At 66.9% G+C, this 25,972-nt stretch carries 29 protein-coding genes and 1 pseudogene; 11 read left to right on the top strand and 19 right to left on the bottom strand.

Annotation, left to right across the window (positions count from 1 at the left end; translation table 11 throughout):
- Positions 1-9 precede the first annotated feature (9 nt).
- Positions 10-312 carry an urease subunit gamma gene (locus tag ACQY9S_RS12025; RefSeq protein ID WP_428419936.1) on the bottom strand — a complete coding sequence of 101 codons (303 nt, stop codon included), beginning with the start codon at positions 310-312 and terminating at the stop codon, positions 10-12.
- Between the two features lie 98 nt (positions 313-410).
- On the opposite strand from ACQY9S_RS12025, the gene ACQY9S_RS12020 reads away from it, so the two are divergent.
- Positions 411-3,920, top strand: coding sequence for a hybrid sensor histidine kinase/response regulator (locus tag ACQY9S_RS12020; RefSeq protein WP_428419935.1), 3,510 nt, complete (start codon positions 411-413; stop codon positions 3,918-3,920).
- On the top strand, positions 3,901-4,896 hold the full coding sequence (locus ACQY9S_RS12015; protein ID WP_428419934.1) for a response regulator: 996 nt from the start codon (positions 3,901-3,903) through the stop codon (positions 4,894-4,896). The genes ACQY9S_RS12020 and ACQY9S_RS12015 overlap by 20 nt, the downstream gene beginning before the upstream one ends.
- A gap of 71 nt (positions 4,897-4,967) precedes the next feature.
- On the opposite strand, the gene ACQY9S_RS12010 is transcribed toward ACQY9S_RS12015, so the two are convergent.
- From ACQY9S_RS12010 to ACQY9S_RS11970, 9 genes are all read right to left on the bottom strand, one after another.
- A complete protein-coding gene (locus tag ACQY9S_RS12010) occupies positions 4,968-5,315 on the bottom strand; it encodes a GFA family protein (RefSeq protein ID WP_428425708.1) in 348 nt (115 codons plus the stop codon).
- A gap of 61 nt (positions 5,316-5,376) precedes the next feature.
- Positions 5,377-6,120: a metallophosphoesterase family protein gene (locus tag ACQY9S_RS12005; RefSeq protein WP_428419933.1), complete on the bottom strand. Its 744-nt coding sequence runs from the start codon at positions 6,118-6,120 to the stop codon at positions 5,377-5,379.
- A 45-nt stretch (positions 6,121-6,165) separates the two neighbouring features.
- Positions 6,166-6,588 (bottom strand): VOC family protein, encoded by a 423-nt coding sequence (locus ACQY9S_RS12000; RefSeq protein ID WP_428419932.1) that lies wholly within the window; start codon positions 6,586-6,588, stop codon positions 6,166-6,168.
- A gap of 43 nt (positions 6,589-6,631) precedes the next feature.
- Entirely contained in the window at positions 6,632-7,051 is a 420-nt protein-coding gene (locus ACQY9S_RS11995) for a VOC family protein (protein ID WP_428419931.1), read from the bottom strand.
- 122 nt (positions 7,052-7,173) lie between these two features.
- Positions 7,174-7,638 carry a BON domain-containing protein gene (locus tag ACQY9S_RS11990; RefSeq protein ID WP_428419930.1) on the bottom strand — a complete coding sequence of 155 codons (465 nt, stop codon included), beginning with the start codon at positions 7,636-7,638 and terminating at the stop codon, positions 7,174-7,176.
- A gap of 29 nt (positions 7,639-7,667) precedes the next feature.
- Positions 7,668-7,934, bottom strand: coding sequence for a hypothetical protein (locus tag ACQY9S_RS11985; protein WP_428419929.1), 267 nt, complete (start codon positions 7,932-7,934; stop codon positions 7,668-7,670).
- A 127-nt stretch (positions 7,935-8,061) separates the two neighbouring features.
- Positions 8,062-9,546 (bottom strand): GNAT family N-acetyltransferase, encoded by a 1,485-nt coding sequence (locus tag ACQY9S_RS11980; RefSeq protein ID WP_428425706.1) that lies wholly within the window; start codon positions 9,544-9,546, stop codon positions 8,062-8,064.
- A gap of 153 nt (positions 9,547-9,699) precedes the next feature.
- Positions 9,700-9,933: an acyltransferase family protein gene (locus ACQY9S_RS11975; protein WP_428425704.1), complete on the bottom strand. Its 234-nt coding sequence runs from the start codon at positions 9,931-9,933 to the stop codon at positions 9,700-9,702.
- A 168-nt stretch (positions 9,934-10,101) separates the two neighbouring features.
- The gene (locus ACQY9S_RS11970) at positions 10,102-10,491 is read right to left on the bottom strand and encodes a hypothetical protein (protein WP_428419928.1); all 390 of its coding nucleotides are present in this window, start codon (positions 10,489-10,491) and stop codon (positions 10,102-10,104) included.
- 641 nt (positions 10,492-11,132) lie between these two features.
- On the opposite strand from ACQY9S_RS11970, the gene ACQY9S_RS11965 reads away from it, so the two are divergent.
- Complete coding sequence (locus ACQY9S_RS11965; protein ID WP_428419927.1) at positions 11,133-12,833, top strand: right-handed parallel beta-helix repeat-containing protein; 1,701 nt, start codon at positions 11,133-11,135, stop codon at positions 12,831-12,833.
- A 109-nt stretch (positions 12,834-12,942) separates the two neighbouring features.
- On the opposite strand, the gene ACQY9S_RS11960 is transcribed toward ACQY9S_RS11965, so the two are convergent.
- The 6 genes from ACQY9S_RS11960 to ACQY9S_RS11935 all read right to left on the bottom strand — a co-directional run bounded on the left by ACQY9S_RS11960 (position 12,943) and on the right by ACQY9S_RS11935 (position 16,392).
- Positions 12,943-13,374 carry a hypothetical protein gene (locus tag ACQY9S_RS11960; protein WP_428419926.1) on the bottom strand — a complete coding sequence of 144 codons (432 nt, stop codon included), beginning with the start codon at positions 13,372-13,374 and terminating at the stop codon, positions 12,943-12,945.
- A gap of 148 nt (positions 13,375-13,522) precedes the next feature.
- A complete protein-coding gene (locus ACQY9S_RS11955) occupies positions 13,523-13,924 on the bottom strand; it encodes a cupin domain-containing protein (protein ID WP_428419925.1) in 402 nt (133 codons plus the stop codon).
- Positions 13,925-14,046: 122 nt separating this feature from the next.
- The gene (locus ACQY9S_RS11950; RefSeq protein WP_428419924.1) at positions 14,047-14,481 is read right to left on the bottom strand and encodes a VOC family protein; all 435 of its coding nucleotides are present in this window, start codon (positions 14,479-14,481) and stop codon (positions 14,047-14,049) included.
- A gap of 18 nt (positions 14,482-14,499) precedes the next feature.
- Entirely contained in the window at positions 14,500-14,862 is a 363-nt protein-coding gene (locus tag ACQY9S_RS11945; protein WP_428419923.1) for an N-acetyltransferase family protein, read from the bottom strand.
- A gap of 136 nt (positions 14,863-14,998) precedes the next feature.
- On the bottom strand, positions 14,999-15,688 hold the full coding sequence (gene aqpZ / locus ACQY9S_RS11940; protein ID WP_428419922.1) for an aquaporin Z: 690 nt from the start codon (positions 15,686-15,688) through the stop codon (positions 14,999-15,001).
- Positions 15,689-15,804: 116 nt separating this feature from the next.
- Positions 15,805-16,392, bottom strand: a complete 588-nt coding sequence (locus ACQY9S_RS11935; RefSeq protein WP_428419921.1) for a Pr6Pr family membrane protein — start codon at positions 16,390-16,392, stop codon at positions 15,805-15,807.
- A gap of 252 nt (positions 16,393-16,644) precedes the next feature.
- Between ACQY9S_RS11935 and ACQY9S_RS11930 the strand changes: the two genes are divergently transcribed.
- The 3 genes from ACQY9S_RS11930 to vapC are packed head-to-tail and all read left to right on the top strand — an operon-like array spanning position 16,645 to position 17,592.
- The gene (locus ACQY9S_RS11930; protein ID WP_428419920.1) at positions 16,645-16,971 is read left to right on the top strand and encodes a hypothetical protein; all 327 of its coding nucleotides are present in this window, start codon (positions 16,645-16,647) and stop codon (positions 16,969-16,971) included.
- A 28-nt stretch (positions 16,972-16,999) separates the two neighbouring features.
- On the top strand, positions 17,000-17,194 hold the full coding sequence (locus ACQY9S_RS11925; protein WP_428419919.1) for a type II toxin-antitoxin system VapB family antitoxin: 195 nt from the start codon (positions 17,000-17,002) through the stop codon (positions 17,192-17,194).
- Positions 17,191-17,592, top strand: coding sequence for a type II toxin-antitoxin system VapC family toxin (gene vapC / locus ACQY9S_RS11920; RefSeq protein WP_428419918.1), 402 nt, complete (start codon positions 17,191-17,193; stop codon positions 17,590-17,592). The genes ACQY9S_RS11925 and vapC overlap by 4 nt, the downstream gene beginning before the upstream one ends.
- Positions 17,593-17,594: 2 nt before the next feature.
- On the opposite strand, the gene ACQY9S_RS11915 is transcribed toward vapC, so the two are convergent.
- From ACQY9S_RS11915 to ACQY9S_RS11905, 3 genes are all read right to left on the bottom strand, one after another.
- The gene (locus ACQY9S_RS11915) at positions 17,595-19,004 is read right to left on the bottom strand and encodes an IS701 family transposase (RefSeq protein WP_428419917.1); all 1,410 of its coding nucleotides are present in this window, start codon (positions 19,002-19,004) and stop codon (positions 17,595-17,597) included.
- 41 nt (positions 19,005-19,045) lie between these two features.
- Positions 19,046-19,498, bottom strand: a complete 453-nt coding sequence (locus ACQY9S_RS11910; RefSeq protein ID WP_428419916.1) for a carboxymuconolactone decarboxylase family protein — start codon at positions 19,496-19,498, stop codon at positions 19,046-19,048.
- A 198-nt stretch (positions 19,499-19,696) separates the two neighbouring features.
- A complete protein-coding gene (locus ACQY9S_RS11905) occupies positions 19,697-20,332 on the bottom strand; it encodes a transposase (protein WP_428419915.1) in 636 nt (211 codons plus the stop codon).
- An 81-nt stretch (positions 20,333-20,413) separates the two neighbouring features.
- Here ACQY9S_RS11905 and ACQY9S_RS11900 point away from each other — a divergent pair.
- The 5 genes and pseudogenes from ACQY9S_RS11900 to urtD form a co-directional block, all read left to right on the top strand.
- A pseudogene (locus ACQY9S_RS11900) lies at positions 20,414-20,779 on the top strand (tyrosine-type recombinase/integrase); the annotation flags it as partial.
- A gap of 153 nt (positions 20,780-20,932) precedes the next feature.
- On the top strand, positions 20,933-22,210 hold the full coding sequence (urtA, locus tag ACQY9S_RS11895) for an urea ABC transporter substrate-binding protein (RefSeq protein WP_428419914.1): 1,278 nt from the start codon (positions 20,933-20,935) through the stop codon (positions 22,208-22,210).
- Between the two features lie 216 nt (positions 22,211-22,426).
- Positions 22,427-23,953 carry an urea ABC transporter permease subunit UrtB gene (gene urtB, locus ACQY9S_RS11890; RefSeq protein ID WP_428425702.1) on the top strand — a complete coding sequence of 509 codons (1,527 nt, stop codon included), beginning with the start codon at positions 22,427-22,429 and terminating at the stop codon, positions 23,951-23,953.
- Positions 23,950-25,083, top strand: a complete 1,134-nt coding sequence (urtC, locus tag ACQY9S_RS11885) for an urea ABC transporter permease subunit UrtC (protein WP_428419913.1) — start codon at positions 23,950-23,952, stop codon at positions 25,081-25,083. The genes urtB and urtC overlap by 4 nt, the downstream gene beginning before the upstream one ends.
- Positions 25,080-25,967, top strand: coding sequence for an urea ABC transporter ATP-binding protein UrtD (gene urtD / locus ACQY9S_RS11880; RefSeq protein ID WP_428419912.1), 888 nt, complete (start codon positions 25,080-25,082; stop codon positions 25,965-25,967). Before urtC ends, urtD begins: the two co-directional genes overlap by 4 nt.
- The last annotated feature ends 5 nt before the right edge of the window (positions 25,968-25,972 follow it).

Here is a 25,972-nt window from a genome sequence, read left to right as displayed (position 1 = left end):
TGAGTGGCCTCATGCAATGGGTTGGTGCACGGTCACCAATTTGGTGCCGTCGGGGAAGGTCGCCTCGACCTGGATGTCCGGGATCATCTCGGCCACGCCGTCCATCACGTCGGCCCGGGTCAGCACCTGCTGGCCTTCGCTCATCATCTGCGCGACGCTCTTGCCCTCGCGGGCACCCTCCAGGATGGCCGCGCTGATCAGTGCCACCGCCTCCGGGTGGTTGAGCTTCAGGCCGCGGGCGCGTCGTCGCTCGGCCAGCAGGGCGGCGGTGAAGATCAGCAGCTTGTCTTTCTCGCGGGGCGTCAGGTCCATGGCGGTGCGCTGTGAGCAGGATGGGTGCCATGGTAGTGTCCGGCCGGCCCCGCGAGCTGGTGCGGTTCTTGATCGCTCCCGTGCAAACGCCCCTGCCCATGCTGCCCAGTCCCGTCCCGACCGCCCACGAACCGACCGCACCGCCGGTGCAGCGCGTCATCAAGCTGCGCCGCGACTACAACAGCTGGGTCGCGCGCGAGACCATGGAGGACTACGCGCTGCGCTTCACGCCGCGTGCCTTTCGCAAGTGGTCGAGCTGGCGGGTCGCCAACACCGCCATCGGCGGCGCGGCGTCCTTCCTGGTGCTGGAGGCGGTGGGGGCCACGCTGCTGGTCCAGCACGGTTTCGTCAACGCCGCGCTGGCGATCCTGGTGACCGGGCTGGTGATCTTCCTGGCCGGGCTGCCGGTCAGCGTCTACGCGGCGCGCCACGGCGTCGACATGGACCTGCTGACGCGCGGCGCCGGCTTCGGCTACATCGGCTCCACGCTCACCTCGCTGATCTACGCCAGCTTCACCTTCATTTTCTTCGCGCTCGAGGCCGCGGTGATGGCCTATGCGCTGGACCTGGCCTTCGACATCCCGCCGGCCTGGGGCTACCTGATCTGCGCGGTGGTCGTGATCCCGCTCGTGACCCACGGCGTCACCGCGATCAGCCGGCTGCAGGTCTGGACCCAGCCGCTGTGGCTGGCGATGCTGATCGCCCCCTATGTCTATGTGTTCGCCGAGAACCCGGGCGCCGTGGGCGAGCTGTTTGCCTACGGCGGCGAGCACGGCGTGCAAGACTTCTCGTGGCTGCACTTCGGCGGCGCCACCACGGTCGGCATCGCCCTCATCACGCAGATGGGCGAGCAGGCCGACTACCTGCGTTTCATGCCCGAGCGCACCGCGCGCAACCGCGGCCGCTGGTGGCTGGGCGTGCTGGTCGGCGGGCCGGGCTGGGTGCTGCCGGGCGTGCTCAAGATGCTGGGCGGCACGCTGCTGGCGTGGCTGGCCATCAGCCACATGGTGCCGCTGGACCGCGCGGTCGACCCCAACCAGATGTACCTCGCGGCCTACGAGCACGTGTTCCCGCACTACGGGCTGGCGGTGGCCGCGACCGCGCTGTTCGTCGTGATCTCGCAGCTCAAGATCAACGTCACCAACGCCTATGCCGGCTCGCTGGCCTGGAGCAACTTCTTCGCGCGGCTCACCCACAGCCACCCCGGCCGCGTGGTGTGGGTGGTGTTCAACACCGCGATCGCGCTGATGCTGATGGAGCTCAACGTCTTCCAGGCCATCGGCAGCGTGCTCGGGCTGTACAGCAACGTCGCGATCGCCTGGATGATGGCGGTGGTGGCCGACCTGGTGGTCAACAAGCCGCTGGGCCTGAGCCCGCCCGGCATCGAGTTCCGGCGCGCCCACCTGTACGACGTCAACCCGGTCGGCGTCGGCGCGATGGGCCTGGCCTCGGTGCTGTCGATCGCGGCCCACCTGGGCCTGTTCGGACCGATGGCGCAGGCCTGGTCGGCGGCCATCGCGATGGTCACCGCCTTCGTCACCGCACCGCTGATCGCGTGGGCCACGAAGGGCCGCTACTACATCGCGCGCCAGCCCGAGGCGCGCGTGCCCGAGGCCGACGGCAGCTACCGGCGCCTGACCCGCTGCTGCATCTGCGAGCGCGAATACGAGCGCGACGACATGGCGTCCTGCCCGGCCTACGGCGGGCCGATCTGCTCGCTGTGCTGCACGCTCGATGCACGCTGCGGCGACCTGTGCAAGCCGCCCGAGGCCAAGCTCGCGGTGCAGTGGTCGGCCGCGCTGCGGCGCCTGCTGCCGCGGGCCGTCTGGCCCTACCTCGACACCGGCCTGGGCCACTACCTGCTGCTGATGCTGACGGTGGTGCCGCTGCTCGGCGGGCTGTTCGCGCTGCTCTACCACCAGGAGCTGCGCACGCTGGCGTCGAGCGGCGCGCCGCTCGCGCCCGGCCTGGCCGGTGCATTGAAGCTGGGTTTCGTCAAGGCCTTCGCGGCGCTGCTGCTGATCGCCGGCACGGTGGCCTGGTGGCTGGTGCTCACGCACAAGAGCCGCGAGGTCGCGCAGGAGGAGTCGAACCGCCAGACCGCCGCGCTGCGCCACGAGATCGAATCGCACGGCCGCACCGACGCGCAGCTGCAGGAGGCCAAGCTGCAGGCCGAACGCGCGATGCACCAGGCCGAGCAGGCCAACCGCGCCAAGAGCCGCTACATCACCGCCATCAGCCACGAGCTGCGCACGCCGCTCAACAGCATCCTCGGCTATGCACAGCTGCTGGAGGAGGACGATGCGATGCCGCCGCACCGCGCGCAGGCGGTGCGCGTGATCCGCCGCGGCGGTGACCACCTGGCGAGCCTGATCGAGGACACGCTGGACCTGGCGCGCATCGAGAGCGGCAAACTCGCGCTCGAGGTGCGGCCGCTGCGGCTGTGCGAGGCGGTGCAGGAGCTCGCGCGCATGTTCGAGCTGCAGGCGCGCGCCAAGGGCCTGGTGTTCCGCCACGAGATCGAGGGCCCGGACGTGGTGCGTGCCGACGAGAAACGGCTGCGCCAGATCCTCATCAACCTGCTGGGCAATGCGGTCAAGTTCACCGAACGGGGCGAGGTGGTGTTCCGCATGCGCCATGCGCGCGAGATCGCGCATTTCGAGATCGAGGACTCCGGCCCCGGCATGACGCCCGACGAACTGGCCCGTGTGTTCGAGCCCTTCGAGCGCGGCGGCGCCCCGGCGGGCGGCGGTCATGGCACCGGCTCCGGCATCGGCCTCACCATCGCGAAGATGCTGACCGACCTGATGGGCGGCGAGATGACGGTGCGCAGCACGCCGGGGCGCGGCACCGCGTTCGCGATCCGCCTGTTCCTGCCGCAGGCCAGCGAGGCCGCGGTCGCGCCGGCGGTGCGCGTGGCACGGCGCACCGGCTACGCCGGCGTGCGCCGCAGCGTGCTGGTGGTCGATAACGAGGAGGCCGACCGCGGCCTGCTCGCCACCGTGCTGGAGCCGCTGGGCTTCACGGTGCGCCAGGCGGCGTCGGGCGAAGCCGCATTGCGGCTGCTGCGCGCCGGCCCGCCGCCCGACGCGATCCTGATGGACCTGGCGATGCCGGGGCTGGACGGCTGGGCCACGATCCGCCAGCTGCGCGAGGAGCGCCTGTGCGAGGCGCCGGTGGCCATCGTTTCGGCCAATGCCTTCGACCGCGGTCTCGACAACGACGTCGGCATCACGCCGGCCGATTTCTTCGTCAAACCGGTGCGCGTGGCCGACCTGCTGCAGTGGCTGGGCCAGCGCCTCGAGCTCGACTGGATCGACGCGCCGCCGGCGCGGCGGGCCGCGGCCGGCGCGGCCGTGGGAGCGGCCCCGGCCGGTCCGCCGCCCGCGGCCGCGCTGGCGCGCCGCGCCGCGCTCGACGAGCTGGCCCGCCTGGGCTACCTGCGCGGCCTGCTCGGCGAGCTGAGCGCGATCGAGGCCGAGGACCCGGACGCTGCCGCCTGGACCGGCCCGGTGCGCGAGCTGGCCCAGCAGTTCCGCTTCGACGCCATCCGTGCGTTGCTCAACCCCCGTGACGAGGAACCCGAAGATGCTGCCGCGGCCGCCTGATCGCCCCACTGACGACGGGACCGCCCGCGACCCCGAGCGCTTGCGCCTCGGCGAGAACAGCGACGTGGTGCTGATCGTCGACGACGTGCCCGACAACGTCGCGGTGCTGCACGACGCGCTCGACGAGTCCGGCTACACCGTGCTGGTCGCCACCAGCGGCGAGGCCGCGCTGGAGCGCGCCGCCCACGCGCGGCCCGACGTGGTGCTGCTCGACGCGCTGATGCCCGGCATGGACGGCTTCGAGGTCGCGCGCCGCCTCAAGCGCGACGCCGCCACCGCGCACATCCCCATCGTCTTCATGACCGGCCTGGCCGAGACCGAGCACGTCGAGGCCGCCTTCGAGGCCGGCGGCGTGGACTACGTGACCAAGCCGATCCGGCCGCGCGAGGTGATCGCGCGCATCGCCGCCCACGTGCGCGGCGCGCGCCAGGCCCGCCAGGCCCGCAATGCGCTCGACGCCTTCGGCCACGCCGTCATCACCGTGCGCGCCGGCGATGGCCGCGTGCTGTGGCAGACGCCGCTGGCGCGCGAGCTGCTGCAGGCGCTGGACGCCACGCGCGAGGCCGGCACCCGGGGCCCGGTGCTGAGCGAGACCCTGCTCGACTGGATGCAGGCGCAGGCCGTGCTGGCCGCGACCGAACAGACCGGCTACCCGATCGTGCTGGCGCGCGATGGCCGGCGCGTGAGCTTCGCGCTGCACGAGCCGACCGGCGACGACGAATGGCTGCTGGTGCTGACCGAGTCGAACGACCGCGCCACCATCGAGAGTCTGGCGGTCGCGTTCCGCCTCACGGGCCGCGAGGCCGAGGTGCTGCACTGGGTGGCGCAAGGCAAGACCAACCGCGACATCGGCGACATCCTCGGCACCAGCCCGCGCACCGTGCACAAGCACCTGGAGCATGTGTTCGCGAAGCTCGGCGTCGAAACACGCACCTCCGCCGCGGCGATGGCCCTGGGCAAACTCAAGCGCGGCTGATACGGCATTGCATTCAATCTGATGAGTTTGAACGCAATGCCGTATGAATGCCGCTGAGCCGCGCTCGCGCGCTACTGCGCGCGGCCGTCGTGCTGCTGCACCGGCACCGACTCCAGGTCCACACCTTCGAGGCAGCGGATGTTGACCGCGGCCATGCGGTTGCCTTTCGGGTCGGTGCCCTCGCCGAACGGGTGGATGCCGCAGCTCGGGCAGAAACGGTGCTGGATCCGGTGCTTGTTGAAGGTGTAGGTCGCGAGTCCGTCCTCGGGGGTCAGCAGGCGCAACTGAGCCGCCGGCACGAACCACATCAACGCGCCCTTGCGCGAGCAGATCGAGCAGTTGCAGCTCATCGCCTGCTTCAGTTCGCCCTCGACCTCGAAGCGGACCTGGCCGCAGTGGCAGCTTCCCTGGTAAGTCATCATCGTGGCTCCCGGTGGTGTGGACAGCCGGCAAGATACACCGATGCCCGGTGGTGCCGGCTCACGGCATGCGACCCCACAGCAGCGCGTGTTCCCACTCGAGCCGGCCGCGCTCGCGTGCCAGCGCCGCCATGGTCGCGTGGTCGTAAGGCACGGCGATCAGTTCGGCCGACCAACGGCCCTGCGTGCCGCGCTCGGCGATCGCGTAGCGCGCATCCGGCGCGCCGTTCTCGACGGCATGGTGGAAGGGCTGCTCGTCGTCATAGGCCGGCTGCCCGACGCTGCCGGGGTTGAGCAGCAGCTGACCGCGCCGGCTGCGCAGCAGGCGCGGCGTGTGCGTGTGCCCGCAGGCGACGAGCGCGGCCCGCACATCGCCCAGGCGCGCCTCGACCTCGTCGGCCGTCGCGCCGCGCAGGCCGTGCGGCGCCACCGTCTCGAAGAAGTACTCGTCGTCGCGCGCCGGCGTGGCGTGGCACAGGAAGGCGTCGTCGTCGGTGAGTGCGTGCCGGTGCGTCAGCGTGCGCAGCCAGTCGAGTTCGGTGGCGCCCAGCATCGCGTGCGCGTAGGCGTCCGAGGGCTCGCGCGGCAACGTGCCGCCACCGAGCACGTAGCGCTCGTGGTTGCCGGCCAGCTGCACCCAGTCCTGCGCCATCAGGAACTGCGCGGTCTCGCGCGGCAGCAGCGGGCCCGACAGGCTGTCGCCCAGGTTCACCGTGCGGTCGACGCCGCGGCGGCGGATGTCGGCCACCACCGCTTCGAGCGCGGCGAGGTTGCCGTGGATGTCGGAGACGAGGGCGATGCGCACGGTGTTCGAGCGGGGGCGCGACCTGGCAGACGCTTGCCCGAGGCTTCAGGCCAGGCCTTCGAACTGAGGATTCCAGGCGACCTCCCACAGGTGACCGTCGGGGTCCTGGAAGTAGCCGGCGTAACCGCCCCAGAAAGCTGTCCGGGCCGGCTTGACCGGTGTCGCCCCGGCTTGCACGGCGCGCGCCATCACGGCATCGACCTCGTCCTTGGACGCGACGTTGTGGCCGATCGTGATCTCGGTCGGGCTGCGCGGGTGCAGCGGCACGCCGGTGTCGTGCGCGATGCTGGCGCGCGGCCACAGCGCGAGCTTCAGCCCCGGCTGCAAATCGAAGAAGGCCACCGCACCATGCTCGAACTGCGTGCCGACGATGCCCTCGCTCGCGAAACCCAGGCCGTCGCGGTAGAAGGCCAGCGCGCGCGGCAGGTCGTCGACGCCGAGCGTGATCAGGGTGATACGGGCTTGCATGCGGGTCTCCGGAGGAAGGACGGTCGCGCTGCGGGTCGCCCCGTCAGGACCGCACGGTCTGGCCGCGGCAGACCACCGCCAGCTTGTGGCCGTCCGGGTCGCGCAGGTAGGCCGCATAGAAGTCGGCGTTGTACTGCGGCCGCAGGCCGGGGCCGCCTTCCGAGCTGCCGCCGTGGGCGAGGGCTGCCGCGTGGAAGGCATCGACCTCGGCCCAGCTGCGTGCCCGCAGCGCCACCATCGTGCCGTTGCCCACCGTCGCGGGCCGACCGTCGAAGGGCCTGCACAGCCAGAGCGCGATCTCCGTCGCACCGTGCTGCTCGTAGGTGCCCCAGCCGATCCAGCCGTCCCCGTCGGGCTCGTCGCTGGTGTCGCAGCGCTGCAGGCCCAGCGTGCTCATCGTCGCGTCGTAGAAGCGCGCGGCACGGGCCAGGTCGTCGGTGCCCAGGCAGACGTAGGTGAACATGGGTGCTCCTCGGGGTCAGGGGCCGGGCGCGAGCGCCCGGCCCCCGCCATCGTGAACCGTGGCGCCCTGCTCGGCAAGCAGGGTGCGCAGCACCGGCCGCGGCAATCGGCATCGAGCTCACCCTAAGGGGACGGCACAACGACGAGCTGGTTGATCACCGCCTCGACGTCGTCGATGCCGCGCACCAGTTGCTCCAGCGACGCGGCCTGCTCCGGTCGGCGCACGCAGCCCTTGAGCCACACCCAGCGGCGCTGCCCCTCGACCCACAGGCTGGTGTCGGCGTAGCGGCCGTCGGCCACGATCGCCTTGGCGACGCGCGGGATGATCTCCTTGTCGTAGAGGTAGGCGTTGGGCAGGCGGCAGCGGCCGGACTGGTAGCAGCTGGTGCCGCGCTCGGCACGCCAGTGCGCCTCGGCCTGCATCTCGGCGAGCGTGATCTTCGGGCCCTCCTGCTGCGGGCATTCGGCGAGGGCGGCGGTGACCTGCAGGAATGGGTCGTCGAAACGGTTCCTGCGCTCCTCCTGCGCGCCGGCGGCGATGCAGAGCGCCGCGCAGGTCGCGGCGACCGATCCTGGCGGCAGTCTCATCGTGCCGAGGCGGCGTGCGCGGAGCACACCTAGAGCACTTTCCACCTGAGCAGCAGCGCCGCCGCGGCGGGCAGGCCGAAGATCAGCAGCAGGATCGGCAGCTCCTCGGTCACCGAGTAGCCGGCCTTGACGACCCCGACCCACAGATTGGCCGCGGCGACGACGAACCACAGCGCGACGAAGGCCGCGGTGGCCCAGCCGGCAGCCGCAGGGTAGTTCGCCGAGAACAGCCGCGCCAGCAGGACGAACGCCGCCAGCAGCAACAGCCCTGCGGCCAGGAAGAGGAGGGTGCGCATGGGGAGCCTTTCCGTGTCGATGATGTGGGTCAAGCAAGGTTCGGCGGCAGGAGCATGGGCCGTGCCGCCGGCGGTGCATCGGACGCTCGCCGGCCGCGGCGAAGGATGGGGTGTAGGGGCCCGCGCTTCAGCGCGACCGCGCCAGGACCCGAACGACGATCTCCTGGTGCTGCCGGAACCCCATGCGTTCGTACACCCGGTAGGCGGTGCCGTTGTCTCGCATCACATGCAGGAAGGGCATCTCGCGGCGTTGCAGCTGGCGCCGGACCAGCATCGCCATCAGCCGGCGCGCCAGCCCCCGGCCCTGGAAGTCGGGATGGGTGCAGACACCGCTGATCTCGCGCAGTCCGCCCGCGCCCATGCGCTCGCCCGACATCGCCTTCAGGCGCGGCCCGTCGAAGCAGCCGAAGTACTCGCCCAGCTCGACCGTCCGTGGCCCGAACGGCCCCGGCTGCGTGGCGGCGACCAGCTCCAGCATCTGCGGTACGTGCTCGGCCCCCAGCCGCACGACCGCGAAAGACTCGTCGATGGCGGGCTGCGGCGCAGCCCACACCATCTGGTGCATCGTGGTCTCGGCATCGACCTGCCAGCCGGCCGGCGTGGGCCCGGACCAGCCGGCGCAGTAGAAGTGCTCGCCGGGCTCGCAATAGGGGGCCAGGGCGGCGAAGTCGGGCCGCGTCACGTCTTCGAAGCCGAGGATCGGCGAGAAGCCCGGCGCGTAGCGGCGCGCCGGCCCCGCGCCGGTCGCGAACCTCGCTTGCGGTCCGGCCAGCGTGTGCCAGGCGATGTTGTCCAGCAGCGGCAGGCTCATCGGCTCACTCTGAATCGGGCGGCTGATCGCGCGCCCGCCCGCGGGGCCTGCATGGCGGGCGGCTCGAAGCTGAACAGGGTCTGGATGTTGCGGCACATGGGAATTCCATCTGGCTGGACCACTTCTCCCCCAAGCGTAGCGGCGCTGCGGGTGACCGTGCAAGCAACCCGGGTACGAAGTGGCTTCGGGGCTGGGGAAGGGCGCCTGCCCCGAACGGGTCGGATCATCCAGGAGAACCGATGAGTGCCGCATCGACCCCCTCGTTCGCGGACATCCGGACATCACCAGTGCCTTCGTGGTCGTGGAGCGGGCCCCGGAGGGCACGCGTGGGTGGGGGCGCGAGCGCAGCCATGCAGCCAGCGCGGTCGTCCGTTGCATCGCCGGCCGCTCGATCAATCGAAAAGTGGCGAAGGCCCCGAGTATCAGGACGGGAGTGATTGCGGCCACCACGAGCCAATGAACCACCGGCGAAAAGGCTCCGGACACCGGCACCCCAAGAAGGATGTTGAAGGTGACAAAGAGAATGATGCCGTGAAGCAGGTAGATGCTGTACGTCATCTCTCCGAGCGTGCGCGAGACCGGCCCGTGCAGCAGGCCGAAGAGGCTGTTGCCGCCGGCAATGATCGCGAATGCAACCGACAGCAGCAGGATCGGCAGCGCGCCGTCGGCCGACGGGAACGCGGCAATCGCGACGCAGATGCAGCCCAGCAAGGCCAGCGATGCCGACTTCTTGACGGCCAGTTCGTGAAAGGAGTCGACGCGAACCAGGAGCGCCGCGGCGATTCCTCCCAGGAAGGACATCAAGTGATGCGGCTCCGGGCGCCATATCACCAGGCCCACGATGCTCAGGGCACTGAGCACGATGCAAGGGGAGTGGGGGCCTCTTCGCGCCGACCGTCAGCGCAAGCACCGGCAGCGACAGATAGAAGAACCACTCGTACGGGAGCGACCACGTCACGCCCGCGACGATGGTGGAGGTGGCGTCAGTCGGAGGAATCTCGCAATGAAGAGCTTGCTCCAGTCGATGCGCCTCGTTCGTCCGTCCAGCAGCTTCGAGAAGAACAGGAAGCCGGTGATCATGAAGAAGAGCGCCACGCTGCCTTGACCGAGATGGGTGTAGAGGCGCGAGGCGGGGGGTGCCCACTCGCCCGTGCGCAGATGAAAGTACCAAAGGCAGGAATGGTGCAGAAAGACGGAGAGCGCCAGATAGCCACGCAGCCCGTCGATTGAAGCAAAGCGCCCGGCGGCCGGCGGCGGGCCGAACCGTTTCGCAATGACGAGGTGGGTGGAGTGGCCGGGGCGCGGTTGCGGCTGATGGTGGCCAGGCTCACGCGATCGCCGGGACGAGGCCCGGGTTCAGTGCGGGGCGCGCATGACGCGCTGCGTTTCGGCCCACAGCGCCTGACACTGCTGATCGATGGGGCTGGAGGCCGCAGGCGCCATGCCGTTGGCCGCCGCCTGCCGCACGCGCCGCTGCTCCGACTTGTAGACGGCAGCCTTGCGCGCCGCGGTCAGCTGGGCGTGAAGCTGCTCATCCGCCTTGACGCGGCGCAGGCTCAAGTAGGCGTCGTCCCGGTGGCCGCGCATGGCCGGGAACTGCTCCTCGCACCGGGCGTACCCGATGTCGAAGCGGGCCATGGCCCTGGCGTCCAGCGTGTATGCCTGGGCCGGTGGCGCCGCCAGCGCCGTCGCCAGGACGAGGGCGGCCGAAATGCCGACATGCAATCGGGTTTCGCTTGGGGTCATGCGCTCGTCTCGGTTGGATCGGTTTTCCTTTGGCCTTCGAGCGGGCGTTGAGGCCGCTCATCCGGATCACTTCCAATCTAATTTGCCTGACCCGCCCGGGCATTCCGTGCGAAGTTGTAACCATGTGACTTTCGACGTGCCGTCGGTGGGTCATCACCCTGTAACACGGAGTGCTCAGGTGTGTGCATCTTGAGTATTCATGGCGGACGGAGCCGGTGAGCATTTGTCAACGCGCGCCCACTGCTTTGGTGCAAACCGTGCAGTCTTGCTCGGAAAACAGGCGGCCGGCACCAAAAAGTCATGCGGTGCACGCCTGAGCTCTCCCTGCAGCAGGTCTGGGCGATCCAGCGCGAGAAAGATGCAACAGCAGCCGGACGAGCCGCGGGTTGCAGTCACTTACGGGCCTCTGGGTTTGCTTACAAGTGGCGGTCCGGGCGACGAGACACTGTGGTCGAGGCAAAGCTCAACTGCAGTGGTGCCGGCCGCTAGGTCCCACCACAGGAAAATCACTTCGGTATTTTCTGCCTGCCTTCGGGCTGCTGTATTTGGCAGTAATTATTGGCATCGATTTATAGATTCGAGGTGTGTATTCAAGCACCGTCGAGTGATTCTGTTGCCAGATATTTGATTGGAGTGCGGGCGTGCGGTCTGTATCAATAAATCTCAAGATTATCGCGGCAGCAGTTATCGCATCCGCCTTGCTTTCTGCTTGCGGTGGCGGCTCATCGGGAGCGGCCGACTCGACCGCCGGCCAGCTCAGTGGGAACGCTGCCACCAGCTCGGTGGATTCGGCGGATTCATCGCAGGCGCTCGATGCGCAGGCGACGACAGGCGCACGCACGGCTTCCATCGCCAGCGTCAGTACCACGCCCAGCTGGACGTCCTGCGCGACCGAAGGCGGAACCTGCTCCTTCTCCGGCACACGATCGGTGCGATACGGCAGCTCCACGCTGTATGTGATCAAGACGTTTTCCAGCTCGGTGCTCTGCGCGAACAACGTCTTTGGCGACCCGGCGTTCGGCGTCACCAAGTCGTGCTGGTACGACAGCTCGGACACGACGACCACGACTGCTGCCACGACCACCACTGCGACCACCACGTCATCCTCGACGGAAAGCTGGCTGCAATGTGCCAAGGAAGGCCAGCAGTGCACGTTCTCCGGCACACTGGCGGTTCGCTACGGAACCTCGACCCAGTACGTCACGAAGACCATGACCGGCCCGGTGAACTGCTCGAACACCGTTTTTGGTGACCCCGCGTTCGGCGTGGCCAAGGCCTGCTGGTATGCCACGCAGGTGCTGACCACGGCGACTGTCTCGCTGGCGCCCGCCACGGCAACCACGACGACGACGACGGCAACAACGAGCACCACGACCAGCGGCGGCATCCCGACCCCCGCCAGCATCGCCGGCAAGCCGGTGGTGGGGGCCATCACCGCCACTTCGGGCATGGTGATCGAAGGCAAGCACATCACGAACCCGAACGGGCCGTGCATCTTCATCCCGCAAGGCGTCACGAACGTCATCATCCGGGACAACGAAATCGGCCCGTGCGGGAAGGCAGGCGATTCGGTCAATCGCGAGTCGGTCTACATCGACGCGGGTGCATCGAACGTGACGATCCAGCGCAACTGGATGCACGACATGAGCACCGGCATCTACGCCCGGCAAGCCAAGCACCCGCTCGTGATCGAGAAGAACTTCGTCTCCAACATCCGGGGCCCGTTGTGGCAAGGCCAGTTCGTGCAGCTGGCCAGCGTGCGTGAAGGGTCGGGGCAGACCAGGATCACCTGCAACGTGCTCGACGGCCGTTACGGCACCGCGCCGTCAGGTCGTTCGAACGAAGACCATATCTCCCTCTACAACACCCTCGGGTCGCAATCCAACCCCATCGAGATCGCCTACAACCGCATTCGTGGGTATCCGATGGGTGGTGGTCGCTCGGGCTCGGGGATGCAACTCGGGGACGGCGGCACCAGCTCCACCGGATCGGGGTGGTACTGGGTGCACGACAACACCATCGTCTACACCAACGGTTCGGGCATTTCCGTCGCCGGCGGCAGCAACATCACCATCGAGAACAACCGCGTCGACAACCGCGGGCCTAACCAGGACAGCATGACCAGCCAGGCCTTCGTCCTGCAGGCGCACGCGCCGATCAATGGCGTGACGCTGAGAAACAACCGCGGCATCGCGAACGGGTGGGCCTGGGATGGCGGGCGTCTGTTGCCCGGCTTCTATACCGACAACCTCGCCATCAATGTCAGCCTGGCCGGCAACACCTGGGGCGACACCAGCCTGGGCGCCAGCCTCTTCGACCAGCAGTACTCGCAGTGTCAGTGACGACTTGCATGGGCTGAATGGTGCGCCTGCAGGGGTGCGGGAGGTGTTTCTGCCGCCAACGTTTGATCTGAGCGGGCCAAGCCGGTGGAGGTCCGCACGAGCGAAGGCCTCACAGCGCCCGCCACAGCGACACGACTCCGTAGACGTGCACAAGCCCGATGAGTAAGCAGATGCTCGAAGAGAGCCACCAGAAGGTTGCCGAGTTATCGGGGAAGGCGGGCTTGAGAAGAGAGAAGGCGACTGCTCGCCCGATGTAGACGGCGCAGATGGCTGAAAGAGCGAGCTTGGTGAGCGGCAGGCGACCAATGACTCCAGCGCCAGACAGTGCGTAGGCTGCCCAGACCAAAAGAACGCCCGAGATTGCCAGCGTGACCAGCGTGGGCCGGAGCTTTCCGGCTTCAACTGCGCGAGCCATTCGCTCGCCGGCACCCATGAAGCGGTAGGCGGGTGCGCCGATGGCAATGCATGCCAGGTGCGCTACAGCGGCAATGGTGCTGAGCGATGCGCCAATGACAAGAGCTTGAGCGCCGATGCTGAGCATGGGGTGGCCTCGCCGAGCGGACGCGCGCCGCTTATGGTGGACTGAACAGCGAACCTAGGAACGGATTGCATTGCGCGCCCAACGAATGACTTAAGTGCGGCGTGCCAAAGGCACGTCCGCTTGAAGGAAGGCCTCGCTCACGGCCCGGCTAGACCGGGCGCAGCTGCTCGGACAGGCTGCGAGTCTTCGCCGTGACTTCGTTGCCGGTATGCAGGGTGCTCTTGCGCTCTATGAGCATGATGTGGCACTCCTGCTCAGCGATTGGGTTGTGGCGAACGCCCTTGGGAACGACAAAGGTCTCGCCCTCTTGGAGCACGACCGTTCGGTCTTCCATCTCGATGGCGAGCGAGCCCTTGAGGACGTAGAACAGTTCGTCCTCGTTCTCGTGGCTGTGCCAGGCAAGGGTTCCTTGCACCTTGGCAACCTTGACGAAGGAGTCATCCAACTCGGCCACCACACGTGGTGACCAGAGTTCAGTCAGGCTCTCGGCGACGCGGGTAGGGGATAGGGGCTCAGGCATTTGGTGCACCTCCAGCGGCCAGTTTGCCATTGAGTGCCTGTCTCAGCGCGCCCACGGAGATTGCGAGGCCTAACGACATGAGCGGTGGCCAAAAGACTGCGAGCAGGCTCTTGGACGTTCGCTCGATGAAGGGGTTATGCACCACGCACGCCTCAGCCGAGCTGCTCGGCAAGCGCGACAATGATGCCCTCAGGCCCGCGGATGTAGGCTAGGCGGTACGTGTCCTCGTACTGCATTTCGCCAATGAGCTCGGCCCCGTGGGCGCGCATGCACGTAACGACAGCGTCGATGTCTTCGACGGAGAACATGACGCGACGGAGGCCCAGCGTATTCACCGGTGCGTCTACAGGACCAAACCTGATCGCGTTGGGCGTGTGGAACTTGTCCAGCTCAATCCCCTGCCCATCGGGAGTCCGCATCATCGCGAGGGTGGCCCGGACATCCTTGAGCCCGATCAGTCTCCCGACCAAAGGCCCTTCGACTGTCGTTTCGCCTTCGAGCTTGAGGCCCAGTGCGATGAAGAACGCCTTGGCGGCTTCGAGATCGTCGACAACGATGAGGACGTTGTCCATCCGTTTAAGCGTCATATCCTTCCTTTCCTCACTTCACTGCTGGTGCCTGTACCTGCCGCATGTGGCCGTATAACGAATGAAAGGGACTTCCCCGTCCCGAGCTAGCAGCATTGTGCTTACCTTGCCGCAGCAGGGGCACTGCCCGAGGCGGGCGATCAGTGCGCGCGCAACCCCCTTACCGCATTCTTCATCGGCGGTGAAGAGGTCTTGCAGATAACAGATGGTGGTAGCCCACGTGCTCGTGTGGAACAGGTAATGGGCGATGCCCACGAGCTCGCCGTTGACCTTCGCGCCGAGACCAAGCACGCCGTCTTGGGCGAGCAGGCGATTCCAGGCGACCTCGAACTCCGCGTCGGACGCGGGCGTGCCGTAGAACTTCTTGTAGCCGCGCGCCAAGGTTTCCCAGGAGTCACGATCTTCAGCAGAGAGCGGTGCGATTTGCCTGCGTGAGGCGGCTCAACGAATGGCATGAGCGGCCCGCGGAGGCCGTGCAGGCCGGAGTGGGTCCGCTCGATGGAAGGAATGGGCGTCTTCAGCCCTCCTCGCTGGCGATGAATCGGTAGACCGCAGCGCCGAGCAAGGCGCCAGCGATTGGAGCGAGCCAGAACAGCCAAAGCTGACCGACGGCCCAGTCACCGACGAAGACCGCGACCCCCGTACTTCGGGCAGGGTTGACCGACGTATTCGTCACCGGGATGCTGATGAGGTGAATCAGCGTCAGCGCGAGCCCGATGGCGATGGGCGCAAAGCCTGCCGGCGCACGCTTGTCGGTGGCGCCGAGAATGACCAAGAGAAAGAACATGGTCATCACCACCTCGGTGACCAGCGCAGCCAGCAGTGAATAGCCGCCGGGCGAGTGCGCTCCGTAGCCGTTGGAGGCAAAGCCTTTGGAAACATCGAATCCGGGCGCCCCGCTGGCGATGACGTACAGCACACCACCAGCCGCTATGGCGCCGAGCACCTGAGCCACGATGTAGGGGGCGAGCTTGCTGGCGGGGAAGCGACCGCCGGCCCAGAGGCCTACGGAGACCGCTGGATTCAGATGGCAGCCGGAGATGTGTCCGATGGCGAAAGCCATCGTCAGCACGGTCAACCCGAAAGCAAGCGAAACGCCATGCAGACCGATGCCAACGTTCGGGAATGCGGCGGCGAGTACAGCACTTCCGCAACCGCCGAGAACAAGCCAGAACGTCCCCAGGAACTCCGCACCGTATTGCTTCATTTGCGCCTCTGTGTGTAGGTAAACGGGAATTCTGAACCTAAGACGCCCAACGTTCGACATGAGCGGCGGCACAAGGCGGGCGAAGCCTGCTTTGGGACGTCTGCTCGGTGGAAAGCTTAGACGCTCGCATGGCGCGACCTTGAACCGGTCAGGCGGTTGCCAACCGCCAGCAGTGCCCAAGCGGCTAGAACGAAGGTGGCGGCGATGCCGATGGCGTATGTTGCGACGCCGCCGTAGCCACCAACGTTGGCAGGATTGAGGAACGGATACGGGTACCAGCCCGTGTCTGCGCCACGAAGAATGACATATGTGAGATAGGCAAAAGGAAATGCCATCGCAAGAAGGACGTTCTTTGAACTCAGCCTCGAGGCTGGCGGGTTCACCAACCAGTCCAGAACGATAGCCACCGGCATGACGTAGTGGAGAGCAAAGTTGACCCAGGGGAGCAGTGCGCCGAGATCGATGTCTCTGAGCAGTACAGCGAAAACGAGACCGACTACGATCATGTTAACGGCTGACACGTACCTGGCGAGGTCTCGTGATTCTCCCCTGCCGGAGAACACGCTGAGCAGCAGCGCGAAAGCTGCGAAGAGGTTCGAAAGATTGGTGAAGTAGCTGAAGAAGTTCAGGACACTGTAGGACGCTCCAATATGCAGCATCAACTGCTGCCCGATCGCCACCAGGGCGACGAGAGCGAGTATCACGCGTGAGAATCCGAGCATAGGCGGTGGCTGAGGCGTCTAACGAATGAAAGGGACTTCCCCGTCCCGAGGTGTCCGCCTTGTAGTTTGACTCAAGCGGACTGCCGAAGGCCAGTCCGCTGGAATGATGGGATGGACTCCCCCGCGCATTTCGGTATCCAAGTACCAGCCGGCGACGCGTGGTGCGGGTGTCGGCACGATCGTCGGTGTGGATCTGGCCAAGACCGTGTTCCAGCTCTGCGTGGCCGATGGCGCTTGGCGCCCGGTCGACGCGCAGCGCCTGAGCCGCAGCCAGTTCGAGCGCTGGTTCGCCAAACGGGCCGTGTCGAAGGTGGTGATGGAAGCCTGTGGCAGGCCGACCGCACCCGGCGCATCAACACGCTGCGCGGCTACTGCCGCGAGTTCGGCATCGCCATCGCTCAGGGCGCGCGGCTCGGCCTGGAACAGATCGCCCGCGTGCTGGCCGAGCCGCATGGCGCGATCCCCGAACTGCTGCGCCCAACTTGCGTGCTGCTGGTCGAGGAGGTGCTGCTAAGAGTTAGGCCTCGCTGCGGTTGCTGTGCATCGACTGCCAGGGTATGATGTGTATGAGAACTAGGAGTGTACACATATGCGCACGAACATCGTGATTGACGACAAGCTCATGGAAGCCACGCTGAAGGCGACCGGGTTGAAGACGAAGCGTGAAGCGGTGGAAGCGGGGCTGAGGACACTTTTGCGGTTGAAGCAGCAGACCGAGCTGCGCAAGCTGCGCGGCAAGTATGAATGGGTAGGTGACCTCGACGCGATGAGGCGTGACAAGTGATTCTTGTTGACTCCAGCGTTTGGATCGACTTCTTCCGCAACAAGCCAACGGCGCAAGCCGAATGGCTTGACCGCAACCTTGGCGCGGAAGGCCTGGTAGTCGGTGACCTGATCCTTGCAGAGGTGCTGCAAGGGTTTAAGGACGACAGGGGCTTCAACGAAGCGAAGAGAGTGCTTGGGCAGTTGGAGCAAGTTGAAGTAGCCGGTTTCGACGTGACCGTTGAGGCGGCGCGGAACTACCGAAAGCTGCGGAGCCTTGGAGTCACAGTACGCGGTACTGTTGACGTGCTGATTGCGACGCGATGCCTGACGAGCGGCCTGCGATTGCTGCATAGCGACCGGGACTTCGACGCCTTTGAGAAGCACCTCGCGTTGCGCGTGGTGAATTGCGAGGCCTAATCTTACTGTGTCACAAGAGTAGCTTTGCGCTTGCTCTGCCGCAGCAGGGGCACTGCCCGAGGCGGGCGATCAGTGTGTAGCCGAGCCGGTGCCGCAGTGTCGTGATCGAATGGTCCACGTGCCGCTGCGCGCGCAGGACTGCCGCGGGGGACGTAGTCCTCGGGAATGGCAGGCACTTGGCGTTCGACGAAGTTTTTTTTGCCGCCGACGGGTTTGTCGGCAATGAGGCGTTCAGCCATCAGGAACCCATAGGCCGCGATACTCAGCGCGGCATGGTGGTGGAAGCCCCGCCAACCTCGGCCCTCGTAATGGCCGAGGCCGAAGTCCTGTTTCAGATCCTGGTAGTCCCGCTCGATGCGCCCGCGCTGGTGAGCGACGCGCACGAGTTCGTCGATGCTGACGTCCTCGGGTAGCGTGGACAGGAAGTACTTGCTCGGCTCCTCATCGCTGGCTGGCCATTCGATGAGCAGCCACTGCTCGGGGCGCAGGCGCGCCTTGCCGACATTGCCGCCGGCATGGCGCACGCGCACGGCCGCGAAGCGACCGCTCAGCGCTGAATTGCTGCCCTCGCGCCAAGTGATTCTCTGGAACGCCTGCGGCGGCAATGACATCGCCAACGCCTTGACACTCAGGGGCTGCAAAGTGGCAGTGCGCTGAGGTACGACGGGCGGGCGGCCCACGCCGCGGTAGGGTTTGGGAGGTAGCGGCTGGACCCCGGGCGGCCAGACCACGACCGCCGAAGTGACCCCGACCGCATAGAGCAAGCCCATGTCGCTGAGCGCCTGACGAAAGGCGTTGTCCACGCCGTAGCCGGCATCGGCCAGCACGCAGTGGTGCGGCGCACCTTCGGCCAGCAGCGCGCGCAGTTGCTCCAGGGCGATCTGTGTCTTCGTGGCGAAGCGCACTTCCTCTGGAACCCCGGCCTTGGTACGGCGTTCGGCATCTGCGGCCCAGTCCTCGGGCAGATACAACTGCCAGGCCACGGGCAGGCTGCCCTGATCGCTGGCCAGCGAGATGCTCACGGCCACTTGGCAGTTGTCCTGCTTGCCCAACATCCCGCAGTACTGGCGCGTGACGCCCACCGAATGGCGCCCCTTCTTGGGAAATCCGGTGTCGTCGATGACCCACCAGCCGCCCGATCGAAAGTCCATCTTCGGGAGCACCCACTGGGCAACCCGGCGCAGCATCTCGGTGTGAGACCACTCGGCCTTGGCCACGAAATGGTGAAGCGCCTGATGCCGGGCGCTGGCGTGCATCGGGTCGACCCGCGCGGCCATCGGCTCCACGCTCTTGCGCGACAGCGGCAGCATCAGGCCCGTGCAATAGTCTCGCAGGCCGGCGTGTCGGTCCGCGTGACCCAAGCCCGCACTCAACTGCTCAAGGTAACGATCAAAGCGCTCGGCTGCATTCATCGATCCTCCGGCATGAAGTCGAGAGGACCGCATTATCTTATTTATGACATAGTAAGATTAGGGCCAGGACGTTCATATGTTTTCCCTGGTTTCAAACCGAGAGATGCGCCAAACATTTGCGACGCGCAAAAGAACGACATGAAGGCGAGCAACTCAATGATCTCCTTTTCGGAGAACTCTGCCTTCAATGTGGAGAAAGCAGCCTCATCAATGTCTCGGTGATCTCGGGCAAAAAGTTGCGCGAAGCTGACCGCTACAGATGTCTTTGGGTCGCGTTGTACGCTGTCCGGCCGACCGGATTTTGCGATGCAGTACTCGCATCCATTTCCGATGGCCAGTTGTCTGCGCACCTGCTCAAGGAGTTCAGGCGAGAAGGTGCTACTCGCAAAGAATGCGCTTTCGAGTGCTGCCCAGCGCTGAAGAATCTCGGGTGAGTAACCCAGCAAACGCTCCCAAGGGGTAGAGCCATTCTCTGATAGAGGGATACGCGACATCCTGGCCCCTAACGAGACTGTGCCAAAACCCCCGCAAACATTGCGGCAGGCGGTGATGACGGTTGATGGCTATGGCGGCGCTGCATGGTATTCATCGTTGCGTTGCTTGATCCGGATTGGACCCTGAGGGCCTGAGGGCCGTCAATGCGGGCGCACGCTGGCGTTGTCCCGGCTGTCGCCGCCAGGCTCGCTGCCTCGTCACCTGTTCCTCGCCAGCTTCTCGATGTTGTGCACCGGGCAGTACAGCTGCCACTGAGTCGACACCTTGGCCTGCCCGCGCAGCGTGAAGCGGCTCATGCGCTTGTGGTGGCGGATGTTCGCAAACACCGGCTCCACGGTCGCGATGCGCTGGCTGTAGAGCCTTCGGCCCCGCACCGAATCGATGGCCTCGCGCATGCGCTGGCTGGGGTCACTGGCCGCACGTTGCAGCGGCGCAAAGCGCGCGACCTGACGCCCACGCGTGGCGTGCGGGTTGCGCAGGCAGTTCGTGCGCAGATGACAGTTGGCGCAGTCCACGGCGCGTGCCTCGTAGCGTTCAAACCTGTGCCCGCGCTGGCCGTAGGTGTGGCCGTTGCCGGTGAGCGCCTTGCCGGCCGGACACGTTGCCGTCTTGCCGTCGTTGAAGACGAAGTCGCCGGGCCTGAAGAGCTTGATCGTCACGACAGCGGTCTTGTCGTGCAGCACTTCGTCACCGGCCTTGTGGTGCGCGTTGTCGATGCGCTCGTCACGCTGGCGCATGCCGTTGTCGGCGACCATCTTGGCGCTGTCGGGGTCGGTGACGTTGGTCTTGAGTTCCTGGCCCTTGCGGTTCAGTCGCTTGCGATGCGTTGCCATGAAGTCGCGAGTGGCCTGCGCCTCGCGCCGCAGTTCGTCGATGCGGCGCTGGCGTTGCTCGTCGATACTCGCAGCGCCTTGTTGTGGCTGCCCGACGCGCTGGCGGTCAAGTACCCCCGGGCGGTCAGCGCCTGGGGCTGGCAGTGGGTGTTTCCGTCGCCGGTGTTGTCGGTCGACCCGCGCAGCGGGGTGGAGCGGCGCCACCACCTGGCCGAGCAGGGCCTGCAGCGGGCGGTGTCGCTGGCCGCCCGTCGCGCCGGCATCGACAAACCCTGTTCACCCCATGTGCTGCGGCATTCCTTCGCCACCCACCTGCTGCAGGCCGGCTACGACATCCGCACCGTGCAGGAGCTGCTCGGCCATGCCGACGTGAAGACCACCATGGTCTACACCCACGTGCTCAACCGCGGTGGCCGCGGCGTGCTGAGCCCGCTCGACGCGCTCTGATTCCCCGGGCACTGCCGGCGCCGCCGTTCCGTGCGGCCCGCCCGGGCACGGGCGCCCGTCTCTACGCCACCTTGCGTATTCCTCCCCCGCGGGCTCCTCCCTAAGCTGCGGCAGTCCGTTGCCCACACCACTGTCTACCGAGGAGGAACCCCCATGTCCCACACCACCCGCCGCGCGTTCGCGGCTTCGCTTTCAGCCGTGGCCCTGGCGGCTGCCGGCGTTTTCGTGCCCAGCGCCTTCGCGGCCGACACCATCAAGGTCGGCGTGCTGCATTCGCTGTCGGGCACGATGGCCATTTCCGAGACCGTGCTGAAAGACACGGTCCTCATGACCATCGACGAGATCAACGCCAAGGGCGGCGTGCTCGGCAAGAAGCTCGAGCCGGTGGTGGTCGACCCGGCCTCCAACTGGCCGCTGTTCGCCGAGAAGGCCAAGCAGCTGATCAGCCAGGACAAGGTGGCCGTGGTGTTCGGCTGCTGGACGTCGGTGAGCCGCAAGTCGGTGCTGCCGGTGTTCGAGGAGCTGAACTCGCTGCTGTTCTACCCGGTGCAGTACGAGGGCGAGGAACTCTCGAAGAACGTGTTCTACACCGGTGCCGCGCCGAACCAGCAGGCCATTCCGGCGGTGGAATACCTGATGAGCAAGGACGGCGGCTCCGCCAAGCGCTTCGTGCTGCTGGGCACCGATTACGTGTACCCGCGCACCACCAACAAGATCCTGCGCGCCTTCCTGCACAGCAAGGGCATCACCGACGCCGACATCATGGAGGAGTACACCCCCTTCGGCCACTCCGACTACCAGACCATCATCGCCAAGATCAAGAAGTTCTCCAGCGAAGGCAAGAAGACCGCGGTGGTGTCCACCATCAACGGCGACTCCAACGTGCCCTTCTACAAGGAGCTCGGCAACCAGGGCCTGAAGGCGACCGATGTGCCGGTGGTGGCCTTCTCGGTGGGTGAGGAGGAGCTGCGCGGCGTCGACACCAAGCCGCTGGTCGGCCACCTGGCGGCATGGAACTACTTCATGTCGATCAAGAACCCGACCAACACCGCTTTCATCAAGCAGTGGAGCGACTACGCCAAGGCCAAGGGCATCCCGGGGCACAAGGACAAGCCGCTCACCAACGACCCGATGGAAGCCACCTACATCGGCATCCACATGTGGGCACAGGCGGTCGAGAAGGCCAAGTCCACCGACACCGACAAGGTCATCGCCGCGATGGCCGGCCAGACCGTCAAGGCGCCGGGCGGTTTCACCAGCACCATGGACCCGAAGAACCACCACCTGCACAAGCCGGTGTTCATCGGCGAGATCAAGGCCGACGGCCAGTTCAACGTGGTCTGGAAGACGCCGGGCCCCGTCAAGGCCCAGCCGTGGAGCCCCTACATCCCCGAGAACAAGGGCAAGAAGGACGAGCCCGAGAAGAAGTAAGCAAGCAAGAGAAGCCTCCCTTCTCCCTCTCCCGCCGCGCGGGAGAGGGCCGGGGTGAGGGCGGGCGGGGTCGGTGCTCGGCCCCGAGCTGGCACGCCGTATGCACTGAACCCACCGGCCCGTTTTCGAGCACTCCTCACCGTGAATGCACCGCGCGCTTTCCTCCTGAGCCTGTGTGCCGCCTGGCTGCTGCTGGCCGCGGCCCCCGCCCGCGCCATGACGCCCGAGCAGGCGCACGCCATCGTCTCCGGCGACACCGACGCCCGCGTCGCGGCGCTGCAGCAGGCCATCGCGGCGCTCGACCCGCGCGTGCCCGTGCTGGTGCAGGCGCTGCTCGACGGCGAAGTGAAGTTCGACGACAAGCGCGCCTACATCGTCGCGGCCGACGGCTCGGCCGTGGACGCGGCGGGTGGCCAGCCGGCCACGCCCTCCGAGACTGCCGAAGACGCGGTCAACAACAACCGCATGCGCACCGAGCTGCAGGCCGCACTGGCCGCGCTGCAGCTCGTCACCGGCGACCTGACGCAGCGGCGCGCCGCCGTCGGTTCGCTGCGCGAGGCGATGGACGAAGCCAAGCTGCCGCTCGTCGAGCAGGCGCTGGCGAAGGAAAGCGACCCCGGCCTGAAGGCCGAACTCGAAACCCTGCGCGCCAAGGGGCTCATCGCCTCGACCGACGTGGCCAAGCGCCTGCAGGCGGCGCAGGCACTCGCCAGCAGCACCACGCCCGCCACGCGCAGCCTGCTGCTCGAGCGCCTGAAGCCCGCGGCCGAAGGCGGCGAGGCCGACCCCACGGTGCGCGCCGCGCTGCAGGCGGCGCTCGACGGCGTGAACTCCATGCTCGCCTGGGGCGAGCGCGCCGGCGTGGTGTTCACCGGCGTGAGCCTGGGCTCCATCCTGCTGCTCGCCGCGCTGGGCCTGGCCATCACCTACGGGCTGATGGGCGTGATCAACATGGCGCACGGCGAACTCATCATGATCGGCGCCTACGCCACCTACCTCACGCAGAACGCCTTTCGCGCCTGGCTGCCGAACGCCTTCGACTGGTACATCGTCGCCGCGGTGCCGCTGTCCTTCCTCGCCGCGGCGGCGGTGGGTGCGGTGCTGGAGCGCGGCGTGATCCGCTTCCTGTACGGCCGCCCGCTCGAGACCCTGCTCGCCACCTGGGGCATCAGCCTGGTGCTGCAGCAAGGCGTGCGCTCGCTGTTCGGTGCGCAGAACGTGCCGGTCGAGAACCCGTCGTGGTTGTCGGGCGGCGTGCAGATCATGAGCAACCTGGTGCTGCCCTGGAACCGCATCGCCATCGTGGCATTCGCGGCCGTGGTGCTGGGCGGCATCGCCTTCCTGATCGCGAAAACGCGGCTCGGCCTGTTCGTGCGCAGCGTCACGCAGAACCGCCCGATGGCCTCGTGCATGGGCGTCAACACCGCGCGCGTCGACACGCTGGCCTTCGCGCTCGGCGCCGGCGTGGCCGGGCTGGCGGGCTGCGCGGTCAGCCAGGTCGGCAACGTCGGACCCGACCTGGGGCAGAGCTACATCGTCGACTCCTTCATGGTGGTGGTGCTGGGCGGCGTGGGCCAGCTCGCCGGTACCGTGTATGCGGCGCTCGGGCTGGGCGTGATCAACAAGTTCCTCGAAGGCTGGGCCGGTGCAGTGCTGGCCAAGATCATCGTGCTGGTGTTCATCGTGGTGTTCATCCAGAAGCGGCCACAGGGGTTGTTCGCGCTGAAGGGGAGGGAGGCATGAGCGCCGTGCTGACTCCGCCTCTGCCCGTGGCACCGCCGCGCAGCCATCTGCTGCAGGGCAAGGCCTGGACGGCGCTGCTGGCCGCCGTCATCACCGTGACCGTGCTGGTCCCGGTGCTCAATCTCGTCGTGCCGGCAGGCAGCGCCTTGCACTTGAGCGACTACAGCGTCGCGCTGATCGGCAAGATCATGTGCTACGCGATCTGCGCGCTGGCAATGGACCTGATCTGGGGCTACACCGGCATCCTGTCGCTCGGCCACGGCGTGTTCTTCGCGCTCGGCGGCTATGCGATGGGCATGTACCTGATGCGCCAGATCGGCCGCGACGGCAACTACCAGTCGGACCTGCCGGACTTCATGGTCTTCCTCGACTGGAAGACGCTGCCCTGGCACTGGAGCTTCAGCGACTCCTTCGTCGCCACGCTCTTTCTCGTCGTCGCGGTGCCGGGCCTGCTGGCCTTCGTGTTCGGCTTCTTCGCGTTCCGCTCGCGCATCAAGGGCGTGTACTTCTCCATCATCACGCAGGCGCTCACCTTCGCCGCGATGCTGCTGTTCTTCCGCAACGAAACCGGCTTCGGCGGCAACAACGGCTTCACCGACTTCAAGCGCATCCTCGGCATCCCGATCGCGCAGCCGTCCACGCGCATGGTGCTGTTCGTGCTCACCGGGCTCACGCTGATCGGCTTCTTCCTGCTGGCGCGCTGGCTGATCCATACCAAGTTCGGCCGCGTGCTGCAGGCCATCCGCGACGCCGAGAACCGCGTGATGTTCTGCGGCTACGAGCCGCTGAACTACAAGCTCGCGATCTGGACGCTGTCGGCCGTGATGTGCGGCATCGCCGGCGCGCTGTACGTGCCGCAGGTCGGCATCATCAACCCGGGCGAGATGTCGCCGGCGGCGAGCATCGAGATCGCCATCTGGGCCGCGGTGGGCGGCCGCGCCACGCTGATCGGCCCGATCGTCGGCGCCTTCTTCGTCAACTTCGCGAAGAGCTGGTTCACGCAGGTCTTCCCCGAGTTCTGGCTGTATTTCCTGGGCGCGCTGTTCATCGCGGTCACGCTGTTCCTGCCGGACGGCATCGTCGGCGGCGTGAAGCGGCTGCTGGGCCGCGGCAAGGAGAAGCGCGCATGACGCCCGAGCTGATGGAGGCCGGCGTGCGCACCAGAGAGCGCATGGCCGCGAAGCTGGCGGCCTCGGGCAAGTCGGGCGGCCGGGCGGCGAGCTACGGCCGCCTGGTCGAGCCGGGCGCGCTGGACACGGCGCACGGCGGCATCCTCTACCTGGAGGACATCACGGTCAGCTTCGACGGCTTCCGTGCGCTGAACAAGCTGTCGCTGAACATCGCCGCCGGCGAGCTGCGCTGCATCATCGGCCCCAACGGCGCCGGCAAGACGACGATGATGGACGTCATCACCGGCAAGACGCGGCCCGACGCCGGCAGCGCCTTCTTCGGCTCCACCATCGATCTGCTGCGCCTGCGCGAGAGCCAGGTCGCGAGCATCGGCATCGGCCGCAAGTTCCAGAAGCCCAGCGTGTTCGAGCAGCTCACGGTGTTCGAGAACCTCGAACTCGCGCTGAAGGCCGACCGCCGGCCGCGCGCGGCGGTGTTCGCCAAGCTCTCGGGCGCGCAGCTCGACCGCATCGGCGAGATCCTCACGCTGATCCACCTGAAGGGCGAGGCGCAGCGCCTGGCCGGCCTGCTGTCGCACGGCCAGAAACAGTGGCTGGAGATCGGCATGCTGCTGATGCAGGACCCCAAGCTGCTGCTGCTCGACGAGCCGGTGGCCGGCATGACCGACGAGGAGACCGAACGCACCGCGCAGCTGTTCGTGTCGCTGCAGGGCGCGCACTCGCTGGTGGTGGTGGAGCACGACATGAAGTTCATCGACGAACTCACGCGCGACGACCCGGCCAAGAAGGTGACCGTGCTGCACGAGGGCAGCGTGCTGGCCGAAGGCTCGCTGGCGCAGGTGCAGGCGAACGACAAGGTGGTGGAGGTCTATCTTGGCCGCTGAACACA

This window comes from Methylibium sp., from assembly GCF_965279545.1.
GTDB lineage: Bacteria > Pseudomonadota > Gammaproteobacteria > Burkholderiales > Burkholderiaceae_C > Methylibium.
Note: the sequence above shows the minus strand (reverse complement) of the source record. Positions and strands in the feature narration are given on the sequence as shown.